Annotated in this window: 23 protein-coding genes and 1 pseudogene; 11 read left to right on the plus strand and 13 right to left on the minus strand. The window is 64.7% G+C overall.

The annotated features are described in order from the left end of the window. The 5 genes and pseudogenes from XI06_RS40100 to XI06_RS40120 all read right to left on the minus strand — a co-directional run. Window positions 1-359, minus strand: a pseudogene (locus tag XI06_RS40100) (hypothetical protein); the annotation flags it as partial. Window positions 360-396: 37 nt separating this feature from the next. Then, on the minus strand, window positions 397-1,689 hold the full coding sequence (locus XI06_RS40105) for an adenylosuccinate synthase (RefSeq protein WP_237862887.1): 1,293 nt from the start codon (window positions 1,687-1,689) through the stop codon (window positions 397-399). Between the two features lie 254 nt (window positions 1,690-1,943). After that, on the minus strand, window positions 1,944-2,627 hold the full coding sequence (locus XI06_RS40110) for an ABC transporter ATP-binding protein (protein WP_237862888.1): 684 nt from the start codon (window positions 2,625-2,627) through the stop codon (window positions 1,944-1,946). Next, complete coding sequence (locus XI06_RS40115; RefSeq protein WP_237862889.1) at window positions 2,620-3,846, minus strand: ABC transporter permease; 1,227 nt, start codon at window positions 3,844-3,846, stop codon at window positions 2,620-2,622. Before XI06_RS40115 ends, XI06_RS40110 begins: the two co-directional genes overlap by 8 nt. Continuing rightward, window positions 3,843-5,111: an efflux RND transporter periplasmic adaptor subunit gene (locus XI06_RS40120; protein ID WP_237862890.1), complete on the minus strand. Its 1,269-nt coding sequence runs from the start codon at window positions 5,109-5,111 to the stop codon at window positions 3,843-3,845. The genes XI06_RS40115 and XI06_RS40120 overlap by 4 nt, the downstream gene beginning before the upstream one ends. A gap of 193 nt (window positions 5,112-5,304) precedes the next feature. Here XI06_RS40120 and mgtA point away from each other — a divergent pair, with 193 nt between their 5' ends. Both mgtA and XI06_RS40130 read left to right on the plus strand, forming a co-directional pair. Then, window positions 5,305-7,803 (plus strand): magnesium-translocating P-type ATPase, encoded by a 2,499-nt coding sequence (gene mgtA / locus XI06_RS40125; protein ID WP_442869495.1) that lies wholly within the window; start codon window positions 5,305-5,307, stop codon window positions 7,801-7,803. 130 nt (window positions 7,804-7,933) lie between these two features. Then, a complete protein-coding gene (locus XI06_RS40130; protein WP_271607823.1) occupies window positions 7,934-8,875 on the plus strand; it encodes a DMT family transporter in 942 nt (313 codons plus the stop codon). Here XI06_RS40130 and XI06_RS40135 read toward each other — a convergent pair. Further along, window positions 8,862-9,263 (minus strand): DUF1330 domain-containing protein, encoded by a 402-nt coding sequence (locus XI06_RS40135; RefSeq protein ID WP_271607824.1) that lies wholly within the window; start codon window positions 9,261-9,263, stop codon window positions 8,862-8,864. The genes XI06_RS40130 and XI06_RS40135 overlap by 14 nt on opposite strands. Before the next feature lie 93 nt (window positions 9,264-9,356). On the opposite strand from XI06_RS40135, the gene XI06_RS40140 reads away from it, so the two are divergent. After that, window positions 9,357-10,292 carry a DMT family transporter gene (locus XI06_RS40140; protein WP_237872588.1) on the plus strand — a complete coding sequence of 312 codons (936 nt, stop codon included), beginning with the start codon at window positions 9,357-9,359 and terminating at the stop codon, window positions 10,290-10,292. A gap of 76 nt (window positions 10,293-10,368) precedes the next feature. Here XI06_RS40140 and XI06_RS40145 read toward each other — a convergent pair whose 3' ends face one another. Further along, window positions 10,369-12,054, minus strand: a complete 1,686-nt coding sequence (locus XI06_RS40145) for a methyl-accepting chemotaxis protein (RefSeq protein WP_237862894.1) — start codon at window positions 12,052-12,054, stop codon at window positions 10,369-10,371. 261 nt (window positions 12,055-12,315) lie between these two features. On the opposite strand from XI06_RS40145, the gene XI06_RS40150 reads away from it, so the two are divergent. From XI06_RS40150 to XI06_RS40170, 5 genes are all read left to right on the plus strand, one after another. Continuing rightward, the gene (locus tag XI06_RS40150) at window positions 12,316-13,359 is read left to right on the plus strand and encodes a C-terminal binding protein (protein ID WP_271607825.1); all 1,044 of its coding nucleotides are present in this window, start codon (window positions 12,316-12,318) and stop codon (window positions 13,357-13,359) included. Between the two features lie 89 nt (window positions 13,360-13,448). Then, window positions 13,449-14,792, plus strand: a complete 1,344-nt coding sequence (locus tag XI06_RS40155; protein WP_237872592.1) for an ABC transporter substrate-binding protein — start codon at window positions 13,449-13,451, stop codon at window positions 14,790-14,792. 130 nt (window positions 14,793-14,922) lie between these two features. Then, complete coding sequence (locus XI06_RS40160) at window positions 14,923-15,879, plus strand: carbohydrate ABC transporter permease (protein ID WP_271607826.1); 957 nt, start codon at window positions 14,923-14,925, stop codon at window positions 15,877-15,879. A 52-nt stretch (window positions 15,880-15,931) separates the two neighbouring features. Beyond that, window positions 15,932-16,774: a carbohydrate ABC transporter permease gene (locus XI06_RS40165; protein WP_237863342.1), complete on the plus strand. Its 843-nt coding sequence runs from the start codon at window positions 15,932-15,934 to the stop codon at window positions 16,772-16,774. A gap of 131 nt (window positions 16,775-16,905) precedes the next feature. After that, window positions 16,906-17,877 (plus strand): MBL fold metallo-hydrolase, encoded by a 972-nt coding sequence (locus XI06_RS40170; RefSeq protein WP_237872594.1) that lies wholly within the window; start codon window positions 16,906-16,908, stop codon window positions 17,875-17,877. A 242-nt stretch (window positions 17,878-18,119) separates the two neighbouring features. Here XI06_RS40170 and XI06_RS40175 read toward each other — a convergent pair whose 3' ends face one another. Continuing rightward, window positions 18,120-19,799: a mucoidy inhibitor MuiA family protein gene (locus XI06_RS40175; protein ID WP_237872596.1), complete on the minus strand. Its 1,680-nt coding sequence runs from the start codon at window positions 19,797-19,799 to the stop codon at window positions 18,120-18,122. 189 nt (window positions 19,800-19,988) lie between these two features. Next, the gene (locus tag XI06_RS40180) at window positions 19,989-20,609 is read right to left on the minus strand and encodes a response regulator transcription factor (RefSeq protein ID WP_237872598.1); all 621 of its coding nucleotides are present in this window, start codon (window positions 20,607-20,609) and stop codon (window positions 19,989-19,991) included. A 200-nt stretch (window positions 20,610-20,809) separates the two neighbouring features. Here XI06_RS40180 and XI06_RS40185 point away from each other — a divergent pair, with 200 nt between their 5' ends. Beyond that, complete coding sequence (locus XI06_RS40185) at window positions 20,810-21,847, plus strand: AraC family transcriptional regulator (RefSeq protein ID WP_237872600.1); 1,038 nt, start codon at window positions 20,810-20,812, stop codon at window positions 21,845-21,847. A gap of 13 nt (window positions 21,848-21,860) precedes the next feature. Here the strand turns inward: XI06_RS40185 and XI06_RS40190 are convergent, their stop codons facing one another. Both XI06_RS40190 and XI06_RS40195 read right to left on the minus strand, forming a co-directional pair. Further along, a complete protein-coding gene (locus XI06_RS40190; RefSeq protein WP_041953739.1) occupies window positions 21,861-22,178 on the minus strand; it encodes an antibiotic biosynthesis monooxygenase family protein in 318 nt (105 codons plus the stop codon). A 106-nt stretch (window positions 22,179-22,284) separates the two neighbouring features. Then, on the minus strand, window positions 22,285-23,496 hold the full coding sequence (locus XI06_RS40195; RefSeq protein WP_271607828.1) for an NnrS family protein: 1,212 nt from the start codon (window positions 23,494-23,496) through the stop codon (window positions 22,285-22,287). A 130-nt stretch (window positions 23,497-23,626) separates the two neighbouring features. On the opposite strand from XI06_RS40195, the gene XI06_RS40200 reads away from it, so the two are divergent. Next, a complete protein-coding gene (locus tag XI06_RS40200; RefSeq protein WP_237872602.1) occupies window positions 23,627-24,337 on the plus strand; it encodes a Crp/Fnr family transcriptional regulator in 711 nt (236 codons plus the stop codon). Window positions 24,338-24,424: 87 nt separating this feature from the next. Here the strand turns inward: XI06_RS40200 and XI06_RS40205 are convergent, their stop codons facing one another. After that, on the minus strand, window positions 24,425-24,622 hold the full coding sequence (locus XI06_RS40205) for a DUF1858 domain-containing protein (protein ID WP_237862904.1): 198 nt from the start codon (window positions 24,620-24,622) through the stop codon (window positions 24,425-24,427). 73 nt (window positions 24,623-24,695) lie between these two features. Continuing rightward, window positions 24,696-26,048: an oxygen-independent coproporphyrinogen III oxidase gene (gene hemN, locus XI06_RS40210; protein WP_271607829.1), complete on the minus strand. Its 1,353-nt coding sequence runs from the start codon at window positions 26,046-26,048 to the stop codon at window positions 24,696-24,698. Between the two features lie 160 nt (window positions 26,049-26,208). On the opposite strand from hemN, the gene XI06_RS40215 reads away from it, so the two are divergent. Then, entirely contained in the window at window positions 26,209-26,415 is a 207-nt protein-coding gene (locus XI06_RS40215; RefSeq protein ID WP_237862907.1) for a hypothetical protein, read from the plus strand. The last annotated feature ends 2 nt before the right edge of the window (window positions 26,416-26,417 follow it).

Consider the following 26,417-nt stretch of genomic DNA (forward strand, 5'->3'; position numbering starts at 1 on the left):
GCCGGACGCGCGCGCGGCGGCGCAGCCGGCTGAGCGGATGGGGGCGGGTTGTTTTCAGTCGCGCGGGCGCTGGCCCGGCGGAACGCATCGCCGCTGCCGCCACTGCGGGCAGCACCGCCGGCGGGGCGTGAGGCCTCGCGGGCACGCTGGGCGGCCTCCGATTCGACCTTGCGGACGGCCTCTTCCAGCGACAGCCGCTCGCGGGTGATCTCGGATTCGGAGAGCGGCGGCTGCACGCTGCGCAGTTGCGCGATCAGCGCCGTGCGCGCCCGTTCATAGAGCGCGCGCCGGCTCTCGCCGGGAGCGTTGGGGTCCAGGGCCGCAATAGCGCGGGCGATCAGCGGATAGTAATCAGCCATTTCTACTCAACTATACCCGCGTCCTGGTAAGAGATCGTTAAGCCTCAAACGGGTTTTGCACCAGGATAGTATCCTCGCGTTCGGGGCTGGTGGAAAGCAGAGCGACCGGGCATCCCACCAATTCCTCGATACGGCGGACGTATTTGATGGCCTGGGCCGGCAGCTGCGCCCAGGACCGCGCGCCCGCGGTCGGCTCCTTCCAGCCCTCGATGGTCTCGTAGATCGGCTCGACCCGGGCCTGCGCGCCTTCACCGGCCGGGAAATAATCGATCTCCTTGCCGTCGAGCTTGTAGCCGACGCAGACCTCGATCGTGTCGAAGCCATCGAGAATGTCGAGCTTGGTGAGCGCCAGGCCGGTGATGCCGCAGGTCCGCACGGTCTGGCGGACCAGCACGGCATCGAACCAGCCGCAGCGGCGCTTGCGTCCGGTATTGACCCCGAACTCGCGACCTCTGCGGCCGATCTCCTCGCCGATCTCGTTCAAGAGCTCGGTCGGGAACGGCCCCTGGCCGACGCGGGTCGTATAGGCCTTGCAGATGCCGAGCACGTAGCCGACCGCGTTCGGGCCGAGCCCCGTTCCGGTCGCGGCCTGCGCCGCCACCGTGTTGGACGAGGTGACGTAAGGGTAGGTGCCGTGGTCGACGTCGAGCAGCGCGCCCTGCGCGCCTTCGAACAGGATCCGCTTGCCGGCACGCCGCTCGGTATCGAGCAGGCGCCAGACAGTCTCCGCATAAGGCAGCAGCTGCGGCGCCAGCGCGCTGAGTTCCTTCAGGATCTCGTTGCCGTCGAACTCCGGCAGGTTGAGGCCGCGACGCAGCGCGTTGTGGTGCGCGAGGAGACGATCGATCTTGTGTGGGAGCGTGTCGAGGTCGGCGAGGTCCATCAGACGGATCGCGCGGCGGCCAACCTTGTCCTCATAGGCCGGGCCGATGCCGCGCCGCGTGGTGCCGATCGCGGTCGCCGAATTGGACGATTCACGAAGCGCATCGAGCTCGCGATGGAGCGGCAGGATCAGGGTCACGTTCTCGGCAACGCGCAGATTCTCCGGGCCGACCGCAACGCCCTGGCCGCGCAGCTTGGTGACCTCGTCGAGGAAGGCCTGCGCATCGAACACCACGCCGTTGCCGATCACCGCCAGCTTCGACGGGCGCAGCACGCCCGAGGGCAACAGCGCGAGCTTGTAGGTCTCGCCATTGATGACCAGCGTGTGGCCGGCGTTATGGCCGCCCTGAAAGCGCGCGACGATGTCCGCCTGTTCCGACAACCAGTCGACGATCTTGCCCTTTCCTTCGTCGCCCCACTGGGCGCCGACGACGACAACATTGGCCATTCGCGGGTAATCCTTCGAAGAATTTCTCTGTAAAAGGCACGATCCAAACGGAAAACCGGGACCCACTCTTCCGGAATCATGCCTGCGCCCAGCCGAAGTCCCGGCCCAAGGCCGTTCGCACGCGAGGCAGCCCCACCGGATAAAGGAAGCAGCCTCTCTAGGCAAGCAAGAACGGGGCTTTTTTCGGGCCCAAGGTGCGATCCAAGCCCTTGATATCCCCTAAAAATCCGCCTTATCGGGCGCCTTCTACGACGTTAGGCGCGGATGCGGCCGTCGACCACTTCGATGATGCGGTCGCAGCGCCGGGCCAGATCCATATTGTGGGTGACGAGCAGGAAGCTCGTACCGCTCTCGCGGTTGACCTGCCGCATCAGCTCGAACACGGCGTCGGCCGATTTGGTGTCGAGATTGCCGGTCGGCTCGTCCGCAAGCACGAGATCCGGGCTCATCGCCAGGGCCCGCGCCACGGCCACCCGCTGCTGCTGTCCGCCCGACATGTTGTTGGCGAGGTTGCCGGCGAATTTCTCCAGCCCGACCTGAGCCAGCAGCCGGTCGGCCCGCGCCTCGATGTCCGCCGATGCAAAGCCGCGATCGGCCAGCATCGGCATCATGACGTTCTCCCGCGCGGTGAAGGCCGAGATCAGGAGATGGTATTGGAAGACGAAGCCGATGGTGTGCCCGCGCAGATGGGTGATCTCGGTGTCGCCGAGATCAGCGATGTCCCGGCCCTTGATCAGCAGCCGGCCCGATGTCGGCTGGTCGAGCAGGCCGACGATGTTGAGCAGCGTGCTCTTGCCCGAGCCCGAAGGGCCGATCAGCGCCAGGAACTCGCCATGGTCTAGTTCGAGGTCGATGCCATGCAGCACCTCTGTTTCGGTCGGCAGGCCGACATTGTAGGCCTTGCACACGTTCTCGAGGCGGAGGATTTCGCTAGCCACGGATCGCCACCACGGGATCGAGTTTCGCGGCGCGGACCGCAGGCGCCATCGCAGCCAGAAGGCCGGTGACGGTGGCAAGCAGCGCCGTGTAGGCGAACAGGCTCCGCTCCAGGATCAGCGGAAACAATTCGGTGCCGTCGGCCTGGCGCGCGACCGAGTGCCAATAGACCAGCGCGAACGCGCCCAACGCCGCGCCGAACAGCGAACCGACGAAGCCGAGCAGGCCGCCCTGCACCAGGAACACACGCAGGATCTGGCCGCGCGATGTCCCCATCGCGCGCAGGATGCCGATATCCTTGGAGCGCTGAATCACCGAAACCACCAGCACGGCGGCGATGCCGAACGCGACCGAAAGTCCGACGAACAATCGAATCAGGGTGTTGGTGTTCTGCTGGGCCTGAACCGCGGTGAAGAACTGCGCATTGGTCTTGATCCAGCTGTCGGCCTCGACGACGTTGGCAGCCTGGATGCGCTGGGCTATGTCTTCGGCTGCGTAGATGTCGCCGACCGTGATGTCGATCGTGGTGATGCCCCCGATCATGCCGAGCAGTGATTGCGCGGTGCGGAGCGCGGCGTAGCAGACGCGCTGGTTGACGCTCTTGTTGCCGAGATCGACGAGGCCGGAAATCGTGAGCACGCGGGTCGCGCCGGAGGCGGCGCGGACATTGATCTTGTCGCCGACTGCGGCGCCCAGGTCCTTCGCCAGCTCGATGCCAATGATGATGTCCTCGCTGGTCAGGCGCGGCTCGCCGGCAACGATATAGTCCGGCACCTTGACGATCTTGAAATAGGAATCCGGTTCGACGCCCGACAGATTCACGGAGCGGCTGGCATCGCCGCGCACCGCGAGCACCGAGCCGAGGATCGTCGGCGACACCGCGACGACCTCGGGCATCGCCTGCATCTGGGCCCTGATCTTCGGCCATTGGTCGATCGAGATCACCCGCTGGCTCGGACGTTGCACCACCGCGTCCTCGATCTCGCCTGCGCCGTTGCGCAGCGGACGCGCAACCTGATCCGGCGTGAGCAACTGGATTTGCGGCTGCGAGGTCAGCACGCGCTTGATGAAGTTTGCCTGCAGCCCCGCAAGCATCGCCGACATGAAGACGATGACACCGACGCCGATCGAGATGCCGCCGATGATGAAGATGGTCTGGAGCCGGCCTTCGCGCAGAAAGCGCACGGCCATGGTCCATTCGAACGGCAGCCAGCGGTTCATTGCCGTACGGGCCGCACGCGCTGGCCGGTCAGAACGCCGGAGCTTTGCGGGATCGCGACATCGCCGGCAGCGAGTCCGTCGGTGATCTCGACCTGGCTGTTGCCGTGCAGGCCGATCTTCACGGGCCTTTGGGCCGCGCGCCCGTCCTTGATGCCGAGCACCCAGGGATTTCCCGACAAGACGTCGTGCACCGAGCGCAGCGGCAGGATCAGCGCATCGTCGCGTGCAGCCACTTCGATATCAACCGAGACAGTCATGTCCTGCCGCAGATAGTCCGGTGCGTCGGCGACCGTCAGCTTCACCTCGACCGAGGCGCGCGAAATGTCGACGCCGGGATTGATGTAGGTGATCGCTGCGGCGAAGCGCCGGTCCGGATAGGCGTCCGCCGAGGCGAGCGCCTTCTGCCCGAGCGCGATCTTGCCCAGATTGCGTTCATCGATCTGCAGCACGAGCTGCGCGTCGCCGACGGGCGCGAGCACGAGCAGCGCCTTGCCAGGCTGCACCACGGTGCCGCGCTCGACGCTGCGCGTGATCAGGACGCCGTCACGGGGCGCTGCGATCGTGGCATAGCCGAGCCGGGATTCCGCCGTGTCGAGATTGGCGCGCGCCTGATTGGCCTGCGTCTGCGCCATCACGTAATCGCTGCCGCCGGGGCTGGCAGTATAGACCTGAAACTCGGCCGAGCGCTTCGCCGCGCTGGCGACATCGAGTGTCTTCTGCGCATCGTCGAGCGCCGCGCGCGTCGCATAGCCGTTGTGCTCGAGCTGCGCTGTGCGGTCGTAAGTCTGCTGCGCGTTTCGCAAGGTCGCATTCGCCTGCGTCAGCGCTTCCCTCGCCGAGGGCAGCGTCAGTTCCTCGAGCTGCCTGATGCGGGCCTCGGCCTGCGCCACCGCGCCGTGCGCCTGCACCACGGCTGCGTTCAATTCGCGCGACTCCAGCGAAATCAGCGGCTGGCCCTTGCTGACCTTCTCGCCTTCCTGCACCAGTACCTCTTGCACCGTGCCGGTGATCTGGCTGCCGATCTCGACCCGGTACGGTGTCTCGACATGGCCGCTCGCCACCACCGTCTCGATCAGGCGGCCGCGCCTCGCCTCATCGACGACGACCGCCGGTCCCAGAATCATGCGCACGCTTTGCCAGGCCCCGAGAGCCAGCAGGACTGCGACCGCGAGGATGAACCATTTGTGAGCGAGGAACCCCGACCATAGCGCCGCGACGGAAAGCCGGCTCTTATGCTGCGGCAGGGTGATTGTTTGCTCGACCATGACAACGCCATGCGAATCGCGCCGCGCTAGCGGGGATTCACGTCTCGATTTCGATTGCTGGCCCGGCAAAGCCGGGGTGACTGTTCGCGACGCTAACGTGTCGTCGGGAATCGAGATTGCTTTAGGTCAATAGGTTACGCCGAATTTAGGGGCATCTGGCCGCCACAAGACGCCCTGAAACCGGGAGCTTCGCTTGCTGGACAGTTCAACCCGCGCCGACACCAATTTCTGGCGTCTGTCACCCCCGGAGCTTTGCAGCCGACTGGGCTGCGGGCTCACCGGTCTGTCTGCGACGGAAGCCGACGAACGGCTCGACCGTTTCGGGCTGAACACCGACGCACCGCCGCGCATCGAGGGCGCGGCGCGCGCGATCCTGCGGCGGCTGCTCGAACCGTTGTCGCTGATCCTTCTGGTGGCCGGCATCATCTCGATGCTGACCGGCGACGAGATCGGCGGCCTCATCATCGTCCTGATCCTCGCGCTCTCGATCGGCCTCGACACCATCCAAGAGGGACACGCGGTCCGCGCCGCCGAGATTCTTCGCCGCTCGGTGGCCCTGAAGGCCGAGGTCAGCCGCGACGGCGCGTTTGTCGACATCGATGTCGAGCACGTCGTGCCCGGCGATCTGCTGCGCGTCCGCGCCGGCGACATCATCCCCGCCGACGCGCTGATCCTGGAAAGCACCGCCTTTACCGCAGGAGAAGCCGCGCTCACCGGCGAGCCCTATCCGGTGCAGAAACGCGCCGGACCATGCGCCAGCCCCGACGACACCTCGAATGCGCTGTTCCGCGGCGCCGTCGCGCAAACCGGCGAAGCGATCGCGCTCGTGGTCAGGACCGGCCGCGACACCGTGTTCGGCGCGGCGGCCTCCGCGCTCGCCGAGACACAGGCGCCCTCTCCCTTCGAACGCGATCTGCGCGAATTCGGCCTCGTAATCGCGCGCGCCACGCTGGCCCTGGTGCTGGTCGTGCTCACCATCCGCGTCGTGTTCGGCCGCCCCGTGCTCGATTCCCTCCTGTTCGCCGTCGCGCTTGCGGTCGGACTGACGCCGGAACTGCTGCCGATGATCACGACGGTGACGCTGTCGCGCGGTGCGCTGCGCATGGCCGGGCGCAAGGTGATCGTGAAGCGGCTCGCCGCCATCCACGACCTCGGCGCCATGACCGTTCTGTGCACGGACAAGACGGGTACGCTGACATCGGCCGAGATCACGCTCGCCAGAAGCCTCGATGCCGCCGGCAAGGACGACGCACGCGCCGCGCGGCTCGGCGCCATCGCTGCCTCGCTCGGCGGCGACCGTGGCGCGCTCGATGCCGCCCTCGTCGCCGGCCGACCGGAGGCTGCTCAAGGCTGGACGCTCGCCGGACGGCAGGCTTTCGATTTTTCACGCCGGCTGGGATCGGTGCTCGCAACCGGCCCCGAAGGGGCGCGACTGATCGTCAAGGGCGCGCCGGAGGCCGTGCTGGAATTGTGCACGATGGACCAACATGCGCGCGACGCGGCAATGGCCCGCGTCCACGCGCTCGCAACCGAGGGCCTGCGCACCGTGGCCATCGCCTCGCGGGCCTGGAGCGGCGCGCTGCGCGAGGTCGAGACCGACGACGAAACCGACCTCGTCTTCGAAGGTCTCTGCGCCTTCGCCGATCCGCCGAAGCCGACGGCCGCGGCCGCGATCGCCCGGCTCGCGGCGGGCGGCGTGAGCTTGAAGATCCTCTCGGGGGACCATCCGGTGGTGGTGAAGCGGCTCGCCGGTCTGGTCGGGCTCAACGCCGAGCGCGTGCTGTCGGGAGCCGACATTGCCGAGCTCAGCGACGAGGCGCTTGCGGTGCAGGTGCGCTCCGCCGATGCGTTCGGCCGGCTCGCGCCGGACCAGAAATCGCGCATCGTGAAGGCGCTTCAGGCCGGCGGCGATGTGGTCGGCTTCCTCGGCGACGGCATCAACGACGCACCGGCCCTGAAGGTTGCCGATGTCGGCCTTTCGGTCGACGGCGCCACCGGTGTGGCGCAGGCCGCTGCCGACATGATCCTGCTGGCGTCGGATCTCGAAGTCGTCGCCGACGGCGTCGAGGAAGGTCGGCGCACCTTCGCCAACATCCTCAAATATGTCCGCATGGGCGCGAGCTCGAATTTCGGCAACATGCTGTCGATGGCGGCGGCCTCGATCGCGCTGCCGTTCCTGCCGATGCTGCCGACGCAGATCCTGCTCAACAACCTGCTCTACGACCTCTCCGAGCTCGGCATTCCCTTCGACCGGGTCTCGACGCAGGCAACGGCGAAGCCGCAGGTGTGGAGCATGTCGCGGCTGGTGCGCTTTGCCGCGATCATGGGGCCGCTGTCGTCGGTGTTCGACTTTCTCACCTTTGGCGCGCTGCTTTATTTGTTCAAGGCCTCGCCGGACGAATTTCGCACCGCCTGGTTCGTCGAATCCATGGCGACGCAGATCCTGGTGATCTTCGTCATCCGCACCTATGGACGGCCCTGGCGCAACTGGCCCGATCCCGTGCTTGCGGCGTCTTCGCTGATCGCCCTGCTCGCCGCGATCGCTCTGCCGTTCACGCCGCTCGGGACCTGGTTCGGCTTCGTCGCGCCGCCGCCGATCATGATGGCCGGCATTGCCCTTCTCGTCGTCGTCTATCTCGGCTGCGCCGAGCTGCTGAAGCCGTTCGCGATCCGCACGGGACCGACCGGCTGAGGTTCCTGTTGCACCGTCCTGCGCATGATGGCGATGCGCCGCGCGCCATTGATATCGGGCGCGTTTCCGTGTCTTTGGGCAGGGCCGGGCCGGGAGCCTCGGTGCATGACGCGGGGCCATAACAATTACAATGTCCGCTACCGGCCAGACCACGAGCGCCGAATCATCGGGCCACAGCTGGATCGCCAACCAGCCTTATCTCCTGCTCAGCATCACCGCGATGTGCTGGGCGGGCAATGCGGTTGTGGGGCGGCTCGCCGCCGGCCACATCCCGCCGGTGACGCTGTCCTTCCTGCGCTGGAGCTTCGCCTTCCTGCTGGTGCTGCCGTTCGCCTGGAAGCACCTCGCCCAGGACTGGCCGGCCATCCGCGACAAGCTCGGTCTGATGATCGTGCTGTCGATCACCGGCATCGGCGCCTTCAATACCCTGCAATATTGGGCGCTGGAGCATACCCAGGCGCTCAATACACTTCTGTTGCAGTCAGCTGCACCCCTGATCGTGGCGCTCTGGTCGCTGGTCATCCTCGGAATCAGGCTCACGCGCGCGCAGGCCTTCGGCGTGCTGCTCTCGATGTGCGGCGTGCTGATCATCCTGCTGCACGGCGATCTCACCACGCTGTCGAACATCGCCTTCAACAAGGGCGACCTGATCTTCATCGTCGCGCTGATCATCTTCGCGCTCTATTCGGTGCTGACCCTCAAGCGGCCGCCGATCCACGGGCTGTCGTTCCTCGCCTTCACCTTCGGCGCCGGTGCCGCGTGTCTCATTCCGCTGGAGATCTGGGAATTGTCCGCGCGCCCGGTCATGAAGCTCGACGGGCCGAACCTGCTCACGCTGTTCTACGTCTCGGTATTTCCCTCGACACTCGCCTATCTCTGCTTCAACCGCGGCGTCCGCCTGATCGGCGCCAACCGCGCCGCGCCGTTCTTCCATGTCGTGCCGGTGTTCGGCTCGATCATGGCCATGGTCTTCCTCGGCGAACTGCCGCAGGCCTTCCACTTCATCGGCTTCGCGCTGGTGCTGTCCGGCGTTTTCGTGGCATCGCGGAAGCAGGCGACTAGCTCACCTTGAACTTGCTGTACGCCTCGCTCGTGGCGATGATCACATGCTCGGCACAGCCGTTGACGCGATGCGGATCGGCATCACGCTCGTAGGCTTGCGACGTCATCATGTCGAGGAACGCCGCGACGGACGGATAGGAGACCAGCGCGACGAAATCCCATTTGTCGCCCGCGTGCGGGCCGAGCGCGATCGCCTTGGCCTCGCCGGTCCACAGCAGCGTGCCGCCTCGCGCCTTGATCATGGGCACGGTGATCGCGCTGTAGCGCAAATAGGCATCCCAGCCGGACCCGTCGCCATCGCGCGAACGGGCGTGGAAACGCATCAGATTCAGCATCACCACCGGCGCGTGCTGGTCGAGCCCTTCCAGGCCCTGGATGTTCAACATATTGACCGCCAATGGCACCTCCTCAGGATTTGACTGCATTGTAGCATTGCGGCGGCGGGCCTTGTGTCATGACGACCATCCGGCGCATGGTTGTGCGTGACGCCAATGACGATTGCATCGCCCGCGCCAACCGCCGCCAATCCGGCCAGCTGGCTCAACAACCAGCCTTATCTGCTGCTCAGCCTGAGCTCGCTGTTCTGGGCCGGCAACATCGTGATCGCCCGCCATGTCGGCGCGCATGTGCCGCCACTGACGGTGACGACGATCCGCTGGTTCGGCGTGTTCCTTCTCCTGCTGCCGTTCTCCTGGCCGCATCTGAAGCGCGACTGGCCGGCGTTGCGCAAGAGCCTGCCGCTGATGCTGTTCCTGTCGCTGGTCGGCTTCGCCTTCAACAACGCGATCTCGTACTGGGCGCTGCAATATACCGAGGCGCTGAACGCGCTGCTGATCCAGTCGGCAGGTCCCCTATTCGTGGCGCTGTGGTCGCTGGTGTTGTTTGGCGTGCGGCTGACGGCTGGGCAACTCGCCGGCATCGCGATCTCGCTGGCCGGCGTGCTCATCATCATCCTGCGCGGCGATCTGGCGGCGCTGGCGAGCATCTCGTTCAACCGGGGCGACATCATGTTCGCCTCTTCGCTGGTCGCGTTCGGGCTCTACTCCGCCTTCATCCCGCGGCGGCCGAAGGTTCATCAGCTCTCTTTCCTGTCATTCACCACCTGCTGCGGCGCTTTCATACTGCTGCCGACGGCGATCTGGGAGGGATGGAGCGGCCGGGTGCTGCAGTTCGACACCGTGACGCTGATGACGCTCGGCTGGATCCTGATCTTCCCCTCGACGCTCGCCTATCTCTTCTTCAACCGCGGCGTCGCATTGATCGGGCCGAACCGCGCCGCGCCGTTCTTCCATCTGGTGCCGGTGTTCGGCTCGGCGATGGCGATCCTGCTGCTCGGCGAAAAGCTCCAGCCGTTTCACCTGATCGGCTACGCGCTGGTGCTCGCCGGCGTCGTCATCGCCTCGCGCCAGGGTTCGGCGGTGAAGTAATTTCGCGCCTCAAAAGGAAAAGGTGGGCACGACGCTTCGCGTCTTTGCCCACCCAACACAACCCAACGCGAAAAGCTTACGCCGCGCGAACCTTGGCGAGGAAACCGTCCACCGCGCTGCGCAGCGCGCCGGACTGGTGATCCAGCTCGCGGGCGTTGGTCAGCACGTCGCCGGCGGCGGTGCCGGTCGCTTCCGCGGCCGAGGTGACGCTGCCGATATGGGCGTTGATCTCGCTCGAGCCGGCCGCGACCGACTGGATGTTGCGCGCGATCTCGCGGGTCGCTTCGCCCTGCTGCTCGATCGAGGCCGAAATGCCGGCGGTGATTTCGCTCATCTCGGCGATGGTCTGGGTGATGCCGCCGATCGCCGCGACCGCATCGCTGGTCGAGGTCTGCATCGCCGCGACCTGGGCGGAGATTTCCTCGGTCGCCTTGGCGGTCTGGTTGGCCAGCGCCTTCACCTCGGAGGCGACGACGGCGAAGCCGCGGCCGGATTCGCCGGCGCGCGCCGCCTCGATGGTGGCGTTGAGCGCAAGCAGGTTGGTCTGCGCCGCGATCGAGTGAATGAGCTTGACGACCTCACCGATCTTTTCGGCGCCGGTCGAGAGCTCCTGCACCGTGGCATTGGTGCGCTCGGCGTCGCTGACGGCCCGGCTCGCGACCTCGGTCGAGCGCGTCACCTGGCGGGAGATTTCTGTCACCGAGCTCGACAGCTCTTCGGCGGCGGCCGCGACCGTGCCGACATTGCCGGAGGCCTTTTGCGAGGCGGCGCCGACCGTCGCGGCGCGCGAGGAGGCGTCGCTGGCGGTCGCGGTCATCGACTGCGCCGTCGACTGCATGCCGGCTGCGGCCGAGGAGACCGAGCGGACGATGCCGTTGACGCTGCGTTCGAAGTCGCTGGCGATATCTTCCATCGCGCGGCGACGGTCCGCCGCGGAGCGATCCTTGGCGTCCTGCTCGCTCTTCTCGATCTCGCGGATGCGGACTGCGTTGTCCTTGAAGATCTGGACGGTCGAAGCCATCGCGCCGACCTCGTCGCCACGGCCGACGCCGGGAATGTCGCCGTCAAGCTTGCCGTCGGCGAGATCCTTCATGCGGGCACCAAGCAAGGCGAGCGGACGGCTGATGCTGCGACCGAGCAACCAGGCGACGCTACCGGCAACGATGACGATGCCGAGCACGGCAAGGCCGAGCAGCCAGTAGACCGGGCCCATCTTGGCGTCGATGTCCTCAAGATAGGCGCCGGTGCCGAGATACATGTCGAAGCCGGGAACGGCCACCGCGTAGCCGATCTTGCGGATCGGCGTTGGCTGGCCGGGCTTCACATATTCATAGTACAGCAGGATCGAGCCGTTGGCCTTGACGCCCTCCATCAGCTCGACCGACAGCTTGCGGCCGTTGGTCACGACGTCCATGCGGTTGGTGCCGATCTGCTTCGGATCGGGCGCGAGCTGGGTGATGCCGTCATAGGACGTACCGAACAGATAGCCCGAACCGTTATCGTAGGTCATCGCATTGCCGTAGCGACGGAGCTCGGCCATGGCCGCGTCCTTCGTCAGCTCGCCGGCGTCGACACGCTTCTTCAGCGCAGCCGCGTAGTTGCGGCCGAGATCGACGATCGCCTTGGTCTGATCGATACGGGCGCTCACCATCTCCTGCTTCATCAGGTAGCCGGCCAGGACTCCGGAGATGCACAGGCCGAACAAGGTGACGCCGACAAGGATGCCAAGCTTGGGGACGATCTTCAAATTGCTCAACTTCACGGGATGGGCTCCGGAGAAAAAGGGATGCGGGCGCGCGAGTGAATCGATCGATTTGAATCAATCTTTAGGGGGCGACCCCTTAGCAAGTTCCTTACAGGCCTCCGTAGAAGCCCGGACGACGCCGGCAAAAACGGCAAATAATCGCTGGAGCGACAACCGGGAATTGTACGCACTCCCGTCGATTTCGCGTAAAAGACGCAAAGGCCCCCCCAGAAGGTGCGGGTCGCAACAAGAACCGACAAACAAAATCGGGAGCAGAAAATGCCGAAATACAGGGTGGTGACGCCGAAGGGCGCGAGCTTCACGGTCGCCGGCAGCGACTATTCGTACGAGCGCGAGGCGCTCGATCCGATCGATGCCGAGATCGTCGAGGCACCGGCCAACGAGGCCGAGTTCATCGCCGCCGCGAAGAATGCCGACGCGATCTACGCGAAGGGCATGCCGATCACCAAGACCATCATCGACGCGCTGGAGGGCTGCAAGGTCATCACGCTCGGCTCTGTCGGCGTCGACAGCGTTGACGTCAAGGCGGCGACCGCCCGCGGCATTCCCGTCACCAACATTCCCGACACCTTCATCGAGGAAGTCGCCGACCACGCCATGATGCTGCTGCTGTCAGGTTTCCGCCGCCTGGTCGAGCAGGACAAGATGGTGCGCTCCGGGCGCTGGGCCGAGGGCCGGCCCGCGCTGCTGAAGGTTCCACGACTGATGGGCCAAACGCTCGGCTTCATCTCGTTCGGCCGCGTCGCGCGTGCGGTTGCGAAGCGCGCAGCTCCGTTCGGCCTGCGCATGATGGCTTACGATCCTTTCATCCAGGAAACCCTGATGTGGGACCACGGCGTCATCCCGGCGACGCTGAACGAGGTGCTGTCGCAATCCGACTTCGTCTCGATGCACGCCCCCGCCCGGCCCGAAGTGCATCACATGCTGACCGAGAAGCATTTCCGGCAGATGAAGAAGGGCTCGATCTTCATCAACACCGGGCGCGGCGCCACGGTCGACGAGGAAAGCCTGATCAAGGCGCTGCAGGAGGGCTGGATCGCGCACGCCGCCCTCGACGTGCTGGAGAGGGAACCGCCTTCGCACAACAACCCGATTCTGAGCATGGAGAACGTGACCCTGACCGCCCACGTCGCCTCGGCCTCGGCACGGTTCGACGAGGCGCGCAAGCGCCGCGTAGGCTACGAATTGTCACTGGTGCTTCAGGGCATGTGGCCGGTAAGCTGTGTCAATCCGTCGGTGCTGCAAGATACCGAACTCCGCCGCTGGCAACCCGTCGGCATGGATCGCGGACCGAACAGCTAAGACGGCCGGCGCGAAATTGCGCCGAAAGTCCGAAACGGCCCTTCACCGGCGATCAACGCCGGGAAGGGAAACATGACAGGGAGGAACTGATGAGGAACGACATCACACGTCGTGATGCCTTGGCGCTGGGCCTATCCGCTGCAACGGTCGCTGCCACTGGTGTTGCAGCGCACGCTCAATCCGCGATCAAGGCCGCGGACATCCCCGCTCCGAAACTGCCGATCGAGAAGGGCGCAAGCCTGCGCATGCTGCGGCCGGTCCGCTTCGTCCAGGCCGACGAGGACGTGTTCCGCGCCAATGCGGCCAAATTCACCAAGGAGACCGGCGTCGAGGTCAAGGTCGATTTCGTCGGCTGGGAGGACATCGCCCAGCAGACCGCGGTCACAGCCAATTCCGGCGCCGGCCCCGACATCATCATTGGCTTCTCCGACGCGCCGCACATCTATATCGACAAGCTGGTCGAGCTGACCGACGTCGCCGATTATGCCGGCAAGAAATATGGCGGCTGGCTGCCGCTGGCACAGCGTTACGGCAAGAAGAACAAGAGCGACACCTGGATCGGATTGCCCTTCGGCGCCACCGCAGGTCCCCTGGTCTATCGCAAGTCGATCCTGCAATCGGTCGGCTTCGACAAGGTGCCGGAAGACCATGCCGGCATCGTCGATCTCTGCCAGAAGCTGCAAAAGGCCGGCAAGCCCGCGGGCTTCGCGCTCGGCAACGCCAAGGGCGACGGCAACGGCTTTGCCAGCTGGGCGCTGTGGTCGCACAACGCCGCCCTGCTCGACGAAGAGGGCAACGTCATCATCAACAGCAAGGAGACGATCGCCGCGCTGAACTGGGTCAAGCAGCTCTATCCCACCTTCATCGCCGGCACGACGTCGTGGAACGATGTCAGCAACAACCGTGCCTATGCCGCGCAGGAGATCGCGCTGACCGCCAACGGCGTCTCGCTCTATTTCTCCCTGAAGAACGATCCGGCGACCAAGGCAATCGCCGACGATACCGAACATCAATTGCTGCCGAAGGGCGTTGCCAAGATCTCCCCAATGGCGGGCCTGACGCTGAACGCCATGGTGTTCAAGCACAGCCAGTACCCCAATGCGGCGAAGGCCTTCCTGCAATACATGCTGGAGAAGGATCAGTACGAGCCGTGGCTCAACGCCAACTCAGGCTATTGGGCGCAGCCGCTCGCCGCCTATGCCGACGCCGCCGTGTGGTCGCAGGACCCCAAGGTGAAGATCTTCAAGGACACCATGAACAGCACTTATTACGATGGCTATGCGGGTCCGATTTCGACGGCGACAGGCGCGGTCAGCGCCGACTACGTGCTGATCCAGATGTGCGCATCGGTCGCGACCGGCGCGGCCACGCCGGAGGCCGCAGCCGCAGAGGCCGAGCAGCGCTGCAAGCGGTATTTTAGGCGGCAGAGGTAAGGCCGTCATTGCGAGGAGCCCGTGGCAAAATTGCGAAGCAATCCAGACTTTCACCGCGGAGACAGACTGGATTGCTTCGCTTCGCTCGCAATGACGGCGGAGTGACTCCCAAGAACAGGACAACGCCCTGATGTCCGTGACCACCCTCTCCTCTCCCGTGCTGGCCCAGCGGCAGGCGAACTGGCTGGTGCGCCTGTTCGACTACAAGCCGTTCCTGATCGTGATGTGCCTCGCGCCCGCGATCGGGTTGCTCGCGGTGTTTCTGACCTATCCGCTTGGACTCGGCATCTGGCTCGCCTTCACCGACACCACGATCGGCCAGAAAGGCATCTTCGTCGGTCTCGATAATTTCCAGTATCTGCTCAGCGATCCGCTGTGGTGGAACGCGGTGTTCTACAGCGTGGTCTATACGGGCATTGCGACCTTCGGGAAGTTCGCGCTCGGCTTCTGGCTGGCGCTGTTGCTCAACAACCATTTTCCGTTCAAGAGCCTGTTGCGCGCGATCATCCTGTTGCCCTGGATCGTGCCGACGGTGCTGTCGGCGCTGGCGTTCTGGTGGATCTACGACCCGCAATTCTCGATCATCTCCTATCTGCTGGTCGACGTGCTGCATTGGCGCACCAGCAATATCGATTTCCTCGGCTCGCCCTGGCCGGCGCGGTTCTCGCTGATCGCCGCCAATATTTGGCGCGGCATTCCCTTCGTCGCGATCTCGCTGTTGGCGGGCTTGCAAACCATCTCGCCCTCGCTCTATGAGGCCGCGATGCTCGACGGCGCCAGCGCCTGGCAGCGCTTCCGCTACATCACCTTCCCGATGATGATGCCGATCCTCGCCATCGTCATGACCTTCTCGATCATCTTCACTTTCACCGATTTCCAGCTGGTCTACGCCATCACCCGCGGCGGCCCGGTCAACTCGACCCACCTGCTCGCGACGCTGGCGTTCCAGCGCGGCATCGCCGGCGGCGAGCTCGGCGAGGGCGCGGCGATCGCGGTGTCAATGATCCCGTTCCTGGTGTTCGCGACGCTGTTTTCCTATTTCGGCCTGGCGCGCCGCAAATGGCAGCAGGGAGAGGCCAATGACTGACGCCGTCGCCCCAGCCTCCTCCGTCGCCGACGCGAAACCAGCCCCAGAGACCATGGCCTGGGATTCCGGGCTGCGGCGACTAATGATGATCTACCTGCCGCTCGGCTGCTTCGTGCTGATCCTGCTGTTTCCGTTCTACTGGATGGCGATCACCTCGTTCAAACCGAACGCGGAGCTAATGAACTACAAGGAGCACAACCCGTTCTGGATCTCCTCGCCGACATTGGCTCACGTCAAGCATCTCTTGTTCGACACCGCCTATCCGCGCTGGCTGTGGACCACGATGATGGTTGCGATCGGGGCGACGACGCTGTCGCTGGTCGCGAGCACGCTGGCAGCCTACGCGATCGAGCGGCTGCGCTTCCGCGGCAGTCCCTATGTCGGCCTCGGCATCTATCTCGCCTATCTGGTGCCGCCGTCGATCCTGTTCATCCCGCTCGCCACCGTGGTGGTGCAGTTCGGCCTGTTCGATTCTCCGCTCGCGCTGATCCTGGTCTATCCGACCTTCCTGGTGCCGTTCTGTACCTGGCTCTTGATCGGCTATTTCAAATCGATCCCCTATGAGCTCGAGGAATGCGCGCTGGTCGACGGCGCGACGCGGCTGCAGATCTTACGACGGATCACGCTGCCGCTTGCCGTGCCCGGGCTGATCTCCGCCGGCATCTTCTCCTTCACGCTGTCCTGGAACGAGTTCATCTATGCGCTCGCCTTCATCCAGAGCGGCGCCAACAAGACCGTGCCAGTCGCGATCCTCACCGAGCTCGTCACCGGCGACGTCTACCAGTGGGGCGCGCTGATGGCGGGCTCGCTGCTCGGCTCCCTGCCGGTTGCGATCTTCTACTCGCTGTTTGTGGACTATTACGTGTCGTCGCTGACAGGCGCGGTGAAGGAATGATGAGCAGCGGGCGATCGCGTACGACCGTGCAATCCTGATAGACCACTCACGTCTTTCGTCGCACCTTGCCGCGCATACGGCGGGGTCGATCTTTGGCACCGTAGATCGTCGCACAAGCAAGCGAGCATCGCATGGGATCGCCAAAGCTCCATTCAATGTCCCGACGCGGCTTTTGCCTGTGCTGCCTCGGCGGCGCCGCGTTCGCGGCAACCGGGGGATGGCTCAGCCCGCGGCAGGCCTACGCCGAAGCGCGCGGCCTGGTCAGCCTGATCAAGGACAGCGCGGCGACGTCACCGATCAAAACCTACAAGCTGCGCAACAATATCAGCGTGCTCGAAGGATCCGGCGGCAACATTGCCGTCCTGACCGGATCCGACGGCAAGCTTCTGGTCGATGCCGGCATCGGCGTCTCTCAACCTCGGCTTAGCAAAGCGTTGAGCGAGCTCGGCAATGAGCCGATCAAGCATCTGATCAACACGCACTGGCACTTCGACCATGCCGACGGCAATGAATGGCTGCACAAGGCAGGCGCGAACATCATCGCGCACGAGAATACCCGCAAGCACCTTTCCGTCGTCCAGCGGGTCGAGGATTGGGACTACAATTTCCTCGCCCTGCCCGCCAACGCTGTCCCGGCCCAGGTTTTTTCCAAAGATCATCACCTCAAGGTCAACGGCGCTTCCATCGCCCTGAAATATTACGGGCCCGCGCACACTGACGGCGATATCTCGGTGATGTTCACTGAAGCCAATGTCCTCCACGCCGGCGACACCTATTGGAACAACATCTATCCCTTCATCGACTATTCGACTGGCGGCAGCATCAACGGCATGATCGCGGCGTCCGATGCCAATCTCGCCATGGCCAACAATGAAACCATCATCATCCCCGGTCACGGCAAGCCCGTCAGCAACAAGGCCGAGCTCCAGGACTTCCGCGACATGCTCGTCGCGATCCGGGACAATGTCGGCAATCTGAAGAAGCAGGGCAAGACGCGCGACGAGACGGTCGCCGCGAAGCCGACGGCTGCGTTTGACGCAAGATGGGGCCAGTTCCTCGTCGACCCCGGCTACTTCACCCGCTTGGTCTACGAAGGCGTGTGAGACGCGGCGCGCGATTGCGGCTGCGCCCTAACGAGGCTGATGACGACGAGTTCATGCTGCTCGAGGTCGCGGATTTCCTGAAGGCGACGTGAGAAAGCCGTCGCACAATCACGCTGTCATCGCCCGGCTTGACCAATGGCCAACCTGTCAGTGATGTGTCCGAACAGGTGTCAGCCATGTCTCCGGGCTAAACATGAAGCCGGGGCATGACAAATGAGAGTGCGGGGCGAGGTGAAGAGATCCTAGCCCGACGGCACAATCACCATGCTCTTGTCCTTCGGCCAGCGGACGCGCCAGGCGAAGTTGATGTCGCGGACTTCGCCGGGCTTGGCGTCAAACGACCATTCCAGCACGCCGCGCTTGTCGCGTATGTCCTTTGCCGTCGGCGGCGTGGTCGCGGGCAGCATCTCCACCACGATCTCGTCATTCTCGCTGACCGGCAGCTGGTCCTCGATCGCGACGTGAATCGGGAAATCGTGGCCGTTGCGGACCGTGGTCTTGAACGCGCGCTCGTCGGTCTTCGACGTCGTGACCAGGAGGCCTGCCGAGCCTTCATTGCGCTTGAGCACCGCGCGCTCGACCTTGACCTTGTCATCGGCGCCGAAGCCCAGCCGCACGATGTCGTCCTTGGCTGAGCCCGCAAGCTTGCCGCGGCCGACGAAGATGCCGTCACGGTAGATCGCGACCTTACCCGGCAACAGCGTCGTATCGTCGGTTTGCTTGAAGCTCGCTTCGAGGAAGGCGGTGGGGTCCTGCACTGGTGCAGCGCGGACCGCAAGATCAGCGGGCACGCTCATCGAGGCGATGCGCAAGCTCTTGGCTCCTTCCGCAGCACCAAGGCTGACGCGGCCGGGGATTTTGAAGGTCGCCTGGAAGTCACCGATCTCCGCAACCGCTTGCTGTTCGTCGGCACGTTGGGCCGGCAGATCAAATTGCTCCTTGTCTTGTGCCGCCTCCATCTTCCTCAACATCGGCGCCGCCGCGGGCATGGCGGTATCCGCGACCGAGCCCAGCGCGCGCGGCTTTGGCACCTGCGGATATTGCGCCACCAGCGAGCCCAGCTCCGGTGCGCTGCCGCCGCGGGCAATACGGACGGTGGAGACGCCGAGCGTCACATTTGACCAATCCTCGCCGGTCGACTGCGTCACTTCCGCGCGGCGTACCAGCTCGAGCTGCGGCTTGCGGTCCTTGGCGCCGGTGTCGAGCCGGGCATCATAGAGCGGCAGCCAGCGCGCATTGCGGACGTTGTAAGTCACGCGCAACGTCGCCTTGGTTGCGGTAGCCGAGGCGACGTCGATGCGCACCTCGAGCTTGTTCGGCGGCTTGGCCGATCGGTCGGCTTCGAGCTGCGCGATCTGACGATCGATCTCGCGCTGCTTTCGCGCGGCATCACGGATCGCCGTTTCAGCGGCCGCGACTTCCTCGGCGACCGCAGTGAACGCCGCGCGCCATTCGGTGATCGGGCGCGCCTCGCCTTTCTCGCCGAGGCCGGCGGGAGAGGCTTCGGCAAAGCGCTGTGCAAATTTGCGCCGGGCGGCCGCCGCATCGATCGCACCTTGCAGGTCGGCACGTTCGTCCTTGAGCGCCTCAATGCGCTTATCGAGTTCGGACAGATTGACCGGCGGCGCCGCGCGCGGCGGCCGCGCGTCGATGGTGCCGATGGTGAGCTTGGCGCCAGCCTCGCCCTCGACGCGGAGGGAGGACGGATCGAGCGAAAGCGGAAAGTCCTTGGCGACCAGGGTCGAGTCGCCGGGGGCGAGGTCGAGCGCGATCACGCGCGTGACCGTCGCGCCATCAGGATAGACGGTGACGGTGTCGATGGCCGATGTGGCGTCCACATCGGCGGCCCATGAGGGCGAGGCGAGCGCTGCGGTCACCAGGACCAGGCTCGTCGTTGCCAAACATTTTGCGGTGATGCGCATCACAATTCTCCCTGCCGATATCGCCGCGTCGCCAGCCGGACGCGCGAAAATATGCCACGCCATCGTGGTGAGACGCGGCAGGGAAGGAACTGGTTCGATTGGGGTTTCCGTTGGGCGCCGCTGCGGCGGCATCGTGGCCGCGGAACGCGTCACCGCGCCGCGGCACAACGTCGCTTAAGGAATTAAGCTTCAGACCTGGCTGGGCGAACCCTGGCCGAAGATGCGACGAAGCAGATCAGTCACATTCTTGGCGCCCGCCTTCTTCAAAATGCTGGCGCGATAGCCCTCCACCGTGCGCGCGCTCAGATGCATGCGGCGCGCGACCTCCTTGTTGGTGAGGCCGCCGGCAAGATGCGCAAGCACGTCGCCTTCGCGTGCGGTCAGAGGTTCGCACCCGGGCAACCAACGCTGCCGGCCCAGATCGGGCTGCGCGGACTCGTCGATCGCGGCGTCAATCCGGCCGACGATATCGTGGGTACGGAAGGGCTTCTCGATGAAGTCGGCCGCGCCGCTCTTGATGGCATCGACCGCCATGGCGATGCTGCCGTTCGCCGAGGTCATCAGCACCGGCGCCATGCAATTTTCCTCGCGCAGGCGCTTGAGCACGTCGAGCGCGGAGCGATCTGGCGGCATCTCCAGCAGCACGCAGGCCGGCATCCGCTCCTTTGCTTCCGACAGCAGCGACGCGCCGTCGGCGAAGCAGATCACGTCATAGGCACTCTGTTGAAGTGCGTTGGACAATTGTTCGCGAGAGGCGGCGTCGGTTTCAATGACGAATACCTCACCCTTGGAAAGCATGTTCCCCGGCATAATCCCGATCCAGCAATGTCTTGGTCAAATGGTCAGCGACGGCCGGGGGCCTCATCGCGCCCCGCCGCATCAGCACGGCATTCACGCCGGTGCTTCGCTTTCCCTTATGTATGTTCCACCCGGTTCCCGGATTTGACGGATCGGGACAGAAACTTTACAATTCGGGACATCTGCGGGAATGGCTGACAGGAACGGGTCGCATGACCGACCTCATTCGCAGCGCAGGCTTGAGCTGTTATCCGGAGGTCGCCCGGTCGGTCGGGCTCGACCCCAGGCAGATGATGCGCAAGGTCAGGCTGCCGCTGGCCATCCTGGACAAGCCCGATACACCCATTGCGGTCCCGGCCCTACGTCGTCTGCTTGAGATATCGGCAGCGGAGTCCGGTGCCGAAGATTTCGGCTTGCGGCTCGCCGAGCGCGGCGGCCTGACCAATTTCGGCGCCGTCGGCCTGATCGTACGCGAACAGGCGACGGTCGGCGAGGCGATCGAGGCTTTCTCCCGCTTCATCCATGTCCATCACGACGGCATGAAGCTCGAAATCGTCCGAGACAAGCAGACCGTGACCATCATCTTGCACCTGCGCGGTCGGCAACCGACCGCGCCCCGCCAGTCGATCGACATGGCGCTCGGCAGCGTCCACCGCATCATCCAGTCGCTGTTCGGCAGCGATTGGCGGCCGCAGGAGGTGCACCTGCACTACCCGCCGCCGCACGACCGCAAGCGCTACCGCGACTTCTTCGGCTGCCGCGTGATCTTCAACGCGGACGAGGACGCGATCCTGATGTCGGCGTACGACATGGAGCGCCGGATTCCGAGCGCGCATCCCCTGATCGCGAGCTACTTACGCAAGCGAATCGAGGCGATCGAAAACCGCCCCGCAAGCTGGGAGGAGAAGGTCGACGAGGTCGTGCGCAGCCTGCTCGCGAACGGCGAGTGCACGGTCGAACGCGTCGCCGAGCATCTGGCCTGCACCCGCCGCACCATCCACCGTCACCTCGCCGCATCAGGCACCAGCTTCTCGGCGATCCTCGACGCGCAACGCGCCGATCTCGTGATCCAGTTGATCGAGGACCCCGGCCGGCCGCTGGCGGATATCGCCACGCAACTCGGCTTCTCCGCGCAGAGCGCCATGGCCCGCTGGTTCCGCGGCCGCTTCGGCTGCACCATCACCGAGTGGCGTAGGGGCATGCGGCCGCCGGCCGGGCCGGCCGACGCACCATCAGCGTCCGCGGCCTAAGCCCACACTCAAATCAGGCATGCTCGAAGGGGCCGACTTCGCGGATGACCTTGCAAATCTGCAAGCGGCCGCTGGCGTAGAACTCGGCATGCCCTCGTTTCATCGCCTCGATATGTTCCGGATGCGTGCGCCAGGCCTCAAGCGCCTCCTCCGAAGCAAAGCGAAACACGGTCAGCTCCTCGCCGTCGTCGGCCTTGAACGATTTGACCGACAGAAAGCCTGGAAGGCCGCTGACAATATTGTACATGCGCTCGCCCAGTCGATCATACTCCTCGATCTGAACGCCATCCCGCAGATTCAGGCCGCCAATCACAACGACTTCGCCGATCATTTTCGGTCCATCCCTCAATCGCGTTTCCGCGCCAACCTAACAGCCGACGCAACTCGAATGAAAGCTTCGGATCGACGACGGCGTTTGTTACGCCGCAGCGCAAATTTCAGCGTGCCGGGGCGGCCGCGCCCATGATGGCCAGTGCGCGCCGGGGAACACCGGCGAGCAGCGGGCCGAACGCAATGGCAAAGCCCAGGAAGGCGACGATCCAGCCGCAGGCAGCGATGTGCAGCAACGCGTCGCCATGTGCGGGCAGAACCACGGCGGCGACGCGCGCCAGTGCAGCGACGATGATCGCGACATAGATCACTTGTGTTGCCGGCGACGCCGTCAGCGCCTGCCCGGTATGGCCGAGGCTCGCGCGCGTCATCACCGCGAGGGTCATGATTCCGGCCGCCCCCGTCATCCAGGCGTGAATGCCCGCGCTCGGCGGCAGCACGCCAAAGCCGGCAAGGGCGCCGAGAAGGAAGCCCGATGGCACGAAGGCGTAGCCGACATGCAGGATCACAAGCAGCCGTTCACGTGCGGTGCGATCACCGGCCCATCGCGCCAGCCGTACCAGATGCAGCATGCAGGCAAGCGCCATGCCTACGCCTGTTATCGTGTTCAGCGGCATCACGATCCACGTCATCAGCGCCAGCGCGCTCAATCCGATCACCACGCCGTCAAACCGTCCGAACGGCACCGGCACGCGGCCGGGATTGAACTTGACCAGCCAGTTGCGGGTGAAGCTCGGAATGATGCGACCGCCGATCAGCGAGATCAGCAGCACGACCACACTGACGCCGATTCGGATGCTGATATCGGCCGCACCCCTGAAATGCGCTTCGAGATGGAAGGCGAAATTGCCTGACAGCAGCACCATCACGAGTCCCACGACAGGCAGATTCCGCCAATTGCCGCCGGCGATGATCTCGCGCGTTGCAGCCGCAACGACCAGCGCCAGGAAGGCGGCATCGACGGCAAGCGCAAACGCCCAGCCGATCTCGGCAGACAGCACGACCGCCGCACGTCCGGCGAGCCAGACCACCACCAACGCGCCTAGCGACGTACCCTGGATCGGCAGCCGCCCGGTCCAGTTCGGGATCGCGGTGAACAGGAACCCGGTGATGACGGCCGGCAGGAAGCCATAGAGCATCTCATGGACGTGCCAGTCCCGCGGCGCGAAGGCTGACGTCACCGACAGCTCGCCATAGAACATGGGCAACCAGACCAGGATCGACAGCGCGGCCTGAATGGCGGCAAACAGGAAGAAGGGCCGAAAGCTGTTCGCAAACAGCTGAAAGCCCTGGAAATTACGGGATCGAGCGCCAGCCATGGGGACAACTCCAGCAGATTCAGACCGTTGTCTGGAAAAATACTGCTGCGCAGCCGGCGCGTTTTTGCGCTATCGCAAACTGCCTGATGATTGCAGGTGCCATCACACTCCCTGATGCCAAGGAGGCAGAATGGCCAAAGTCGACACATCGCTGGTTGCGCATTTGCCGATGTTTGCGGGCGTCAAGCCTGATGACCTTGACGAGATCCTGCGCGAGGCCCGCTCTGCGCGCTATCCCAGGAACACCGCCATATTCGAGCAGGGCGCAGACGCACAGTCGTTCTTCCTGCTGCTGCACGGCCATGTCCGCGCGGCCAAGACCACGCCGACCGGCGAGCAGATCGTGGTGCGCTATGTCGCGCCTGGCGAGACCTTTGGGCTGGCGATGGCGATCGGAGCTGCGCACTATCCGGCAACCGCGCTCGCTGTCGACGACAGCGTCGTCCTGATCTGGCCCACGTCTGCCTGGCCGCGTCTGGTCGAGCGGTTTCCCGCGCTTGCCGCCAACACAATGCAGACCGTCGGCAAGCGGCTGCAGGAGAGCCACACCCGTATCCTGGAAATGTCGACCCAGCAGGTCGAGCAGCGCGTCGCACATGCGCTGCTGCGGCTCGCCAATCAATCCGGCAAGAAGCTCGACCACGGCATCGAGATCGACTTCCCGATCAGTCGCCAGGACATCGCTCAGATGACCGGCACCACGTTGCATACGGTCAGCCGCATCCTCAGCGGCTGGGAGAGCCAGGGTCTCGTCGAGAGCGGCCGGCAGCGCATCATCCTGCGCGAGCCGCACAAGATTGTCGTGCTGGCGGAGCGGAGCCCGGACAGCGGCGCCGCCTGACAATAATAGGAGTGAGGGCGCTTCCGCTTACGGCGAAAACGCTGCCTCACCCGACATCCGCGCGCCCGGCGCAGATTTCGACCCACTTCACGCCGGCACACAATCGCTCAGCGCGGTCAGGAATTTGTCGCGGTCGATGCCATGCTCGCGGCAAGCGTCGTCCACGGTGTGGAAGGTCGCGATCGGACAGCCGACACAGGCCATCCTGAAGGCGAGGAACACCCGAATCGTGTGCGGCGCCGTGCGCATGATGTCATCGACCAAATCGTCGGATCCGAAGGGCATGGACAACTCCGTTCCGACATGAAGATAGCGGGGTTGGCCGGAGGTTCTTTGTTGAAGCGCAAGCTGCTGGCGACTACACAGCCCGGCTGTGCAGCTGCTTGCCCGGATCCAGATGCGCGTCGAATGCGGCGGCGACGCTGCGGACCAGGAAGCGCGAGTCGTTGGCGACCGCAAGACGGTCGCCGTCCAGTCTCACCACGCCGTCCGAGATCAGCGACTTGAGCCGCGACGCCGATTGCAGCATCTCCTTTGGCTCGGCGCCATGGCGCGCGCAGATGTCGCCGAGATCGACGCCGAACTCGCACATGATCCGTTCGATGATGTCAGCGCGCAGCCGGTCGTCGTCCGTAAGCCCATAGCCCTTCGCGGTGGCGAGGCGACCCGCTGCGATGCTCTCCTGATAGGCGCCGATCTGCACCTCGTTCTGGACGTAGCCCTGCGGAAGGTGTCCGATGGCGCTGGCGCCGAAGCCGAGCAGGACCTCGCCCTTGTCGGTGGTATAGCCTTGGAAGTTGCGCCGCAGCGTCCCCTGCTCGTAGGCCACGGCCATAGCGTCGTCAGGTCTTGCGAAATGGTCGAGGCCAATCTGCACGTAGCCGGCCTCCTTCAGCGCGTTGGCGATGGCGCAGGCCTGGTCGTGGCGTGCGAGACCGTCCGGCAAATGGGCCTCGTTGATCATGCGCTGGTGCCGCTTGAAACTTGGCACATGTGCGTAGCCGAACACGGAGAATCGGTCGGGCGCGAGCTCGAGCGAGCGTCGCACCGTATCCAGGCAGGATGCGATGGTCTGGTGCGGCAGACCGTAGATCAGATCGAAATTGATTCCCCCGATACCGGCCTGCCGGAGCATATCGACGACGGAGGCGGTCTGCTCATAACTTTGCACACGGTTGATCGCGCGCTGCACGAGGGGATCGAAACTCTGCACGCCGAGGCTGGCGCGGTTGACGCCGGAGAGCCGCATGGCCTCGACCATCTCTGCGGTCAATGTGCGCGGGTCGATCTCGACCGCGATCTCAGCCGAGGGCAGCACGAAGAAGGCTTGGCGCATCGCTGCCATCACTTCCGCAAAGGCCTCCGGCGCCATGATCGTCGGCGTACCGCCGCCGAAATGGATATGCTCGACCTTGATGCGGCGGCCGATGGTATCAGCGACCAGCGTGACCTCGCTGAGGAGGGTCCGCTGATAGGCAGCGACAAGCTCATCGCGGCGGACGATCTGGGTATGGCAGCCGCAGTACCAGCACATCTCGCGGCAGAACGGCACGTGCAGATAGAGCGATGCACTGGCGCCTGAGGGAAGCTCGGACAGCCAGCGTGAGTAGGTGTCGGCACCGATCTCCGGCGAGAAGTGCGGGGCGGTCGGATAGCTCGTGTAGCGCGGCAATCTCTCTTCGCCATAGCTCGCCGCGAGGTCGGTCCTCATATCTTACCCATTCGTAAAATTGACGCTGCATGCAGCCGCAGCAACCCTGGATGCAGAGAATGACCCGTTTTCCACCAGACGACCTTGCGCTTGCGCAAAGTGCGGGCGCCGGATCGCGACCAGTGTGGCGTTTAATCATCATCCCCTTGGGAGATAGCCGATGGCGTCGTTTGCGCTCGACCTCGTTCTCTGGCTCGCCGGTATCCGTGGCCACATCCCGCGCTTCGACGACTTCCGTCCCGTCCCCGTCGCGCCCACCGCCGGCGCAAATCGTCTCGTGCACACGCTGGTCATCGTGGCTGCCGTGCTCGCCATGCTGTCGCTCGCGGTCTGGGGCACCGTCTGGATTGCGATCGAGATTCTCTAATC

It is taken from the genome of Bradyrhizobium sp. CCBAU 11434, from assembly GCF_028128895.1.
Taxonomy (GTDB): Bacteria; Pseudomonadota; Alphaproteobacteria; order Rhizobiales; family Xanthobacteraceae; genus Bradyrhizobium; species Bradyrhizobium zhengyangense.